The 6,559-nt window shown below is 59.0% G+C and carries 5 protein-coding genes; 1 reads left to right on the top strand and 4 read right to left on the bottom strand.

Annotated elements, in window-relative coordinates:
• Positions 1-8: 8 nt before the first annotated feature.
• On the bottom strand, positions 9-4,154 hold the full coding sequence (locus ACTJLA_RS14640) for a CheR family methyltransferase (RefSeq protein ID WP_127881740.1): 4,146 nt from the start codon (positions 4,152-4,154) through the stop codon (positions 9-11).
• 308 nt (positions 4,155-4,462) lie between these two features.
• On the opposite strand from ACTJLA_RS14640, the gene ACTJLA_RS14645 reads away from it, so the two are divergent.
• Positions 4,463-5,320, top strand: a complete 858-nt coding sequence (locus ACTJLA_RS14645; protein WP_014718015.1) for an SDR family oxidoreductase — start codon at positions 4,463-4,465, stop codon at positions 5,318-5,320.
• Between the two features lie 276 nt (positions 5,321-5,596).
• Here the strand turns inward: ACTJLA_RS14645 and ACTJLA_RS14650 are convergent, their stop codons facing one another.
• From ACTJLA_RS14650 to ACTJLA_RS14660, 3 genes are all read right to left on the bottom strand, one after another.
• The gene (locus ACTJLA_RS14650) at positions 5,597-5,836 is read right to left on the bottom strand and encodes a hypothetical protein (protein ID WP_019821471.1); all 240 of its coding nucleotides are present in this window, start codon (positions 5,834-5,836) and stop codon (positions 5,597-5,599) included.
• On the bottom strand, positions 5,833-6,090 hold the full coding sequence (locus ACTJLA_RS14655) for a DUF6555 family protein (RefSeq protein ID WP_003190423.1): 258 nt from the start codon (positions 6,088-6,090) through the stop codon (positions 5,833-5,835). The genes ACTJLA_RS14650 and ACTJLA_RS14655 overlap by 4 nt, the downstream gene beginning before the upstream one ends.
• Positions 6,091-6,192: 102 nt before the next feature.
• Positions 6,193-6,474 carry a hypothetical protein gene (locus tag ACTJLA_RS14660; protein WP_020303208.1) on the bottom strand — a complete coding sequence of 94 codons (282 nt, stop codon included), beginning with the start codon at positions 6,472-6,474 and terminating at the stop codon, positions 6,193-6,195.
• Positions 6,475-6,559: the final 85 nt, after the last annotated feature.

A 6,559-nucleotide genomic window follows, 5' to 3' on the forward strand; every position in this document is an offset into this window, starting at 1 on the left:
CCCAAACCCTAACGGCGTGAGCGGCACAGTTTTTCGATCAAGGAGATCAACGAGTCATGGCCCACGGGTTTGCTGACATGCGCATTAAAGCCCGATTCAGTCGCCTTTTTCTGGTCATTGCCAGCGCCATAGCCCGTTAAGGCGATGGCGGGAGCCTGTCGAAGGTGGCTTACTTTGCGCAGCTTCTGCATCAGCTCATGGCCATTCATTTTAGGCATGCCGATGTCCGAAATAATCACGTCGTACTGGGCATCCCGGGCTGTTTCAAGTGCGCTTAACGGGTCGCTGAAGGCGCTCACTTGGGCGCCTTCCATTTCCAGCAGCATGTTCAGTACCTCCAGCACCTCCGCTGAATCATCGACCAGTAAAACCTTGAGGTCATTGAGGCGCTGATCTTCGTTCTGGGTAGCGCCGCTATCCAGCAGATGATCCTGCTGTTCGCACAGCGGCAACCAGATCGAAAAGGTGCAACCGAAGCCCAACCCTCGCGAATGCACGCTCACCGAACCGCCGTGGGCCTCCACCAGCTGCCGCACCAACGACAAGCCAATCCCCAGGCCTTCGCGCTGGTGAGTCTGGTGCTGGTTTTCCGCTTGCCCGAACAGGTCGAAGATTTCTTCCAGGCTTTCTTGGGCCAGGCCCGCGCCGCTGTCGATGACGTCCAGTTGCGCGCGCCCGTCCGAGCGGCTGACCACCAACTGCACCTGGCCGTCTTCGGGGGTGAATTTCAGGGCGTTGTTGACCAGGTTCCAGATCACTTGCTCGATGCGCGTGGGGTCTACGTCAACGATCAACGGGCCCGGCACCGAAGGTGTCTGAAGGCTGACCTGGCGACGATGACCGTCGGCAAGGACCACGCTGTGAATGTCCTTGAGGGTGCGAATCAGGTCGATCGGTTGCTTTTTCAGCTTCAGTTTGCCCGTGCGAACCCGGGCGACATCCAGCAGGTCGTCAATGATCCGCGCCTGGCTGGACACCGCTTCGCAGATGGTATTGACCGCCTTGATGGCCGGGCCCGCGACCTTGGTGGCTGGCAAGCGCCGCAACAGTTCGGCGTTCAGCTGGATCAGGTTCAACGGATGCTTGAGTTCGTGGGACATCACCGCGAAGAACTCATCCTTGAGATGGCTTTTGGTCTGGGTTTCCTTCAAGCGCTGATTCTGTTCGTCCTGGGTGCGTTTGTGGCCGGTAAGGTCGCGGGCAATCTTGACGTAGCCGCGCAAGCTGTCGCTCTTGAGCTGCGTCACCTCGCCACTGCAATAGAAACGGCTGCCATCCTTGCGCACATGCCAGCGTTCATCTTCGCCACGCCCATGTTCGCGGGCGGTGCGCAGTTCGCTCTCCGGCACGCCAGCGGAGCGGTCTTCCGGGGAGAAAATCAGGTCGTAGTAAGCGCCCAGCACCTCGTCCTTGGTGTAGCCGAAGATCAGTTCGGCACCGGTGTTCCAGTCGGTGATGGCGCCGTGGTCATCGAGGATGATGATGGCAAAGTCGTGGGTGCTCTCGGCAACCAGACGCATGCGCTCCTCGCCCAGGCGCAGTTCCTCTTCGGCCTGACGCCGCTTGGTGATATCAATGAAGGTCAGCACGGTGCCATCAATGTGGTCTTCACTGGAGCGGTAAGGCAGCAACCGCGCAATGTACCAGCGGTCGTCGTTGCTGCTGATTTCCCGCTCGATCAAGCTCAGGGACTCAAACACGGTGGCGGCGTCTTCGGTCATTTGCGGGTAATTGAGGCGGTGGGTGATGTCCAGCAATGAGCGTCCGGTGTCCACCGGCAACATACTGAAAATATCCGTGGCCCGTGGCGTGAACCAACGGATGCGCATGTTGCGGTCGACAAAGACCGTGGCGATGTCGGTGGACGCGATCAGGTTGGTCAGGTAGTCGTTGACCTTGTCCGTCTCTTCCACCTTGGTCTTGAGCTCGAAATTGACGGTCAGCAATTCTTCGTTGATCGACTGCAACTCTTCCTTGCTGGTTTCCAACTCCTCGGTGGCCGAGCGCAGTTCTTCGTTGACGGCCTGCATTTCTTCGTTGGAGGCCTTGAGTTCCTCGCTGGAGACTTCCGCCTGTTCGATGGTGTCCTGCAGGTGCAACTTGGTGCGTTGCAGCTCGCGCTCCAGGTTGCTCATGATCGCGTTTTCGGCCTGGCTGACGGTGTCGATGTCGGGCAGCTGTGGGTCGACGGCGGTTTCCTGGAAGATCACCAGCACGTAGTCGTTTTCGGTCGCTTCATCGCGGTAGGGGCGGGCGCTGATGTCCACCAGGAAGGGGCCTTGCTCGCGTTGGATGCGGATCTTGCGCGAAGACACCGGGCTATTCGATTGCTGGACCTGAAACAAGGTGGTGCGGATATCGAGGCGTAAATCGGGATGCACCAACGTCAGCAGGTTGTGCGTCACCTCGCCGGCCACGTAGCGCAGGAATCGACCTGCGCCTTCGCTCATGTGCAGGATATCGGCCTGCATATTCACGATAACGCTGGGCGGCGCGGCTTTTTCCAGAGCGCGCAGATGGATGTCCGCGAACGAGACCTTGCTGGGCGCCTTGGTTTCAATCGCCAGCGTCGTGGCGCTCGGGCGCAGGTAGCCGCCTCGCGGCATGGTCGGGGCGCGACGCACGGCGGACGAGCCGGCACGCACCCTGAAAATGCGGTTGCGCTTGTCCACCGGTACAAACAGGTCCAGGCAGCCGTCGGCCGACTCCGAGGAGCCGAGAAACAGGTAACCTCCGGGGCGCAACGCGAAGTGGAACATTTGCAGGATGTCGCGTTGCACTTCGCGGTCCAGGTAGATCAACAGGTTGCGGCACACGATCAGGTCGATCTGCGAAAACGGTGGGTCGGCCAACAGGCTGTGCTTGGCGAACAGTACCTTTTCGCGAATTTCCTTGCGCACCCGGTAGTGCTGGTTCTTCTCCTTGGCAAAGTACTGGCGCAACCGTTGAGGCGGTACGTCGGTGATGATCGCTTCGGGGTACACGCCGTTGCGGCCATGGGTAATGGCCCGCTCATCAATATCAGTGGCAAACACCTGCATCTTTGCACCGCTGGCGTCCAGCGCCAGTTGCTCGGCCACCAGCATCGCCAGGCTGTAGGCCTCTTCGCCGGTGGAGCATCCTGCCGACCAGATACGCACTTCCTCACGGTGCGGCACGCTGTCTTCCAGTGACTTCACCAGGTTGGGGATTACGTCTCGCTCAAGCGCTTCGAAGGCCTCGCGGTCGCGAAAGAAGTTGGTCACGCCAATCAGCATGTCGCCCAGCAAAGCCTTGGTTTCGTCCGGGTTGGCCTGGAGGAAGTTGTAATAGGTGGCGAGGTCGGGTTGGGCCGTGACCTGCAAGCGCCGCTCGATACGACGTAACACCGTGGCGCGCTTGTAATGCTTGAAGTCATGCCCGGTACTGGCGCGCAACTGGATCAGAATATCCAGCAACAGCTGCTCGGCCACGGCGGCATCGCGTTCGGTACTGGGTGGGGTGGTCTTGATCTCAGGGTCGTTGGCGGTGGGCAGCACAATCGACTGGGCATTGCGCCACAGTTCCAGCAGCTTTTGCGGCATTTCCACCACCGGCAGCACCAGGTCGACCATCTGGGTTTCGATGGCCGCCAGCGGCATGCCATCGTACTCGGCGTCTTCCGGCGCCTGTACCAGGGTGATACCGCCTTGCTCTTTGATCCGCGACAGCCCCACCGCACCGTCTGAGCCGGTACCAGACAGGATCAGGCAAAACGCGCGTTCTTTATGGGTGTCTGCCAGGTCGCGAAAAAACAGGTCGATGGCAATGTGCGGTCCACCTTCGCGCACGGAAGGTGAGACCGCGAGGTAGCCATCATTCATCTTCAAGAGCTGTGCTGGCGAGATGACGTACACGTGATTCTTTTCGATGGGCGTGGCGTCATTGACCTGCGACACCGGCATGCGGGTCGTTTCCTGAATGATCTTGCCCGCCACACTTTGATGGTCGGGCGAAAGATGCAGGATCACCACAAAGGCCATGCCGCAGTCTCTGGGCATGTGCTCGAAGAACGCTTTCACTGCTTGCAGCCCGCCCGCCGACGCGCCAATACCCACCACCGGGAAATTCAAGTTGCTGGGGGTCAGATCTTTGCGTTGCGGAACGTTGGGGGACCGCGGGGGGGCAGACTTCATAAATACCAACCTTGGATAACGGCGCACAGGAAGACGGGTGTAGAGGGAAGAACTTGAACAACGAGGGCGAGGGCTGAACCGACAGTGAAATATAGCTGAAAACCTGCTGCCAACAAAAAAAGCCTTGAAGCCACCCGGTCATTCGACGGACCACTTACTGCCGGTTGAGGCACGCAACCTGCGGAAGGTTTAATCAAACTGACGAGTGGCCATCGCGGTTGCACGGTTATCCGATTTTCTGAAAATCCGTCTGAACTTCGCTTCCTGGCGAACCCTCGCAAAGAGAAACCCACCCAGGAGACGTTCTGATGAACAGCTACCCAAAACCACCCTTCAACGCCCAGCAACAGCCCGTACCCGGTGAGCAGCGCAAGATGGACCCGATGCCCGATTGCGGTGAGCAGTCATACCAAGGCTCGGGCCGGCTCGCCAATAAAATCGCCTTGGTCACCGGGGCCGACAGCGGCATCGGACGGGCCGTGGCCATTGCCTTCGCACGTGAAGGCGCGGACGTGGCGGTGTCGTATCTGGATGAACATGAAGACGCCAAGGAGACCGCACGCTGGGTCGAGGCGGCGGGTCGTCAATGCCTGTTACTGCCCGGCGACCTGGGCGATGCGGCGCAGTGCACGGCCATCGTCAACGACACCGTGGAGAAGTTCGGCCGCATCGATGTGCTGGTCAACAACGCAGCGTTCCAGATGACCTATCAATCGCTGGAAGACATCCCCGACGAGGACTGGGTGAAAACCTTCAACGTCAACATCACCGCGATGTTCCGCATCTGCAAGGCCGCGCTGCCTCATATGGCCGAAGGCAGTTCGATCATCAACACCAGCTCGGTCAACTCCGATATGCCCAACCCCAGCCTGTTGCCCTATGCGGCCACCAAAGGCGCGATTGCCAACTTTACCGCCGGCCTGGCGCAGATGCTCGGCGAGCGGGGGATTCGCGTCAACAGCGTGGCACCCGGGCCTATCTGGACGCCGTTGATCGTCTCGACGATGACGCCGGACATGGTGAAAAACTTTGGCGGCAACACCCCATTGGGACGCCCAGGCCAGCCAGTGGAAGTGGCACCGATCTATGTGCTGCTGGCGTCGGATGAAGGCAGCTACATCTCCGGCGAACGCTACGGCGTGACGGGTGGCAAGCCGATACTTTGATCAGTGATTGAGGAGGGCGGTATGAGCGAAGCCTCGAAGCACCACGAACCGAATCCTTCTGAGCGCAAGGTGCGCCCGCCGGCGGCTAAGCGAAATGATAAATCGCAGGCGCCGGCAGGCGGGCAACAGGCACAGGAGCAAGGCGGTGTCGCCCCTGGAGGGCCTTCGACAGACCCTGAGTCAGGGGCGTGAACGCGAGGGGATATACACTCGGCCTGACATCCTGATGGGTTGTCAGGCCGCTATCGCAGGCAAGCCAGCTCCCACAGGCTGACGTTATTTCCGCTTGGAACGATGAATTCGCATCCACTCTCGATAGGCCACCGTACGCTGCGCATCCGCACGTTTCTTCGCCTCGGTAAACCGCGCCCACGTCTGCGCATCGCCGCTGTAGGACTCAATGATCTCGTACGCCAACGCGTCCAATCGATCTGCTTCGAAGAACATCTCGGCGTTTCGCGTGACCTCGTCGTCCCGCCTGTTTGTAGTTGTGTAACCAAGAGTCTGACTGTTCATCCTCTGAGGCCCTCCGCCCATTGAATCTGTGCCGCGCCACTCCAGCGCACCTGGGTAATGCCGTATTTCTCCGCCATCGGTTTGGACACACGCTTGAACGTGTGTTGCCCAAATTTGGGGATGACCGCCACACCAGCGTCACAACTGGCCCAATGCCAAGCCTCGGCATTGTCCATGCGCGGTGCGCGCACGATGAAGGACTTGGGCTCGCCGTGCAGCTGGTACTCGATAGTGAAAAGGTCGTTGTGTTTCATGAGGCCTCCTTGATACTCATGAACTACAGATATTTGACGTCAAAAAAAATTCAAATAAGTTGTCCGACAATTCGATGACTGGGCGCAGGGCATGGATGAGGCCTAATCATCTACCGTAAAGGTTACCCATCCAGGCCCATCGGCCGGGCGTTGCAGTTCGGCGATGACACCGCTGACGGAGGATCCGTCGGGCAAATTGACGGTGATAAAGTTGGGATTGCCAGGCCAATCCATTGGCGTGTCAAAGTCCAGGCGCGCGATGGTCGGTTTACCGCTACTGGTCATTTGAATGTTTTTTGATTCGTTAAGGCGTTCATCTGAGGGTGTTCCAAGATGGCGCGAGGCAGTGATGACACTGGCAATACCTTGGTAGTCGTAAGACATGCTGGGTTACCTCATGTAAAGGGAACAACGAAGATCAAATGTGGGAGCGGGCTTGCTCGCGAAGACGTCCGTCCATTAAACATTG

Source organism: Pseudomonas sp. 22072 (assembly GCF_052046095.1).
Lineage (GTDB): Bacteria > Pseudomonadota > Gammaproteobacteria > Pseudomonadales > Pseudomonadaceae > Aquipseudomonas > Aquipseudomonas paracarnis.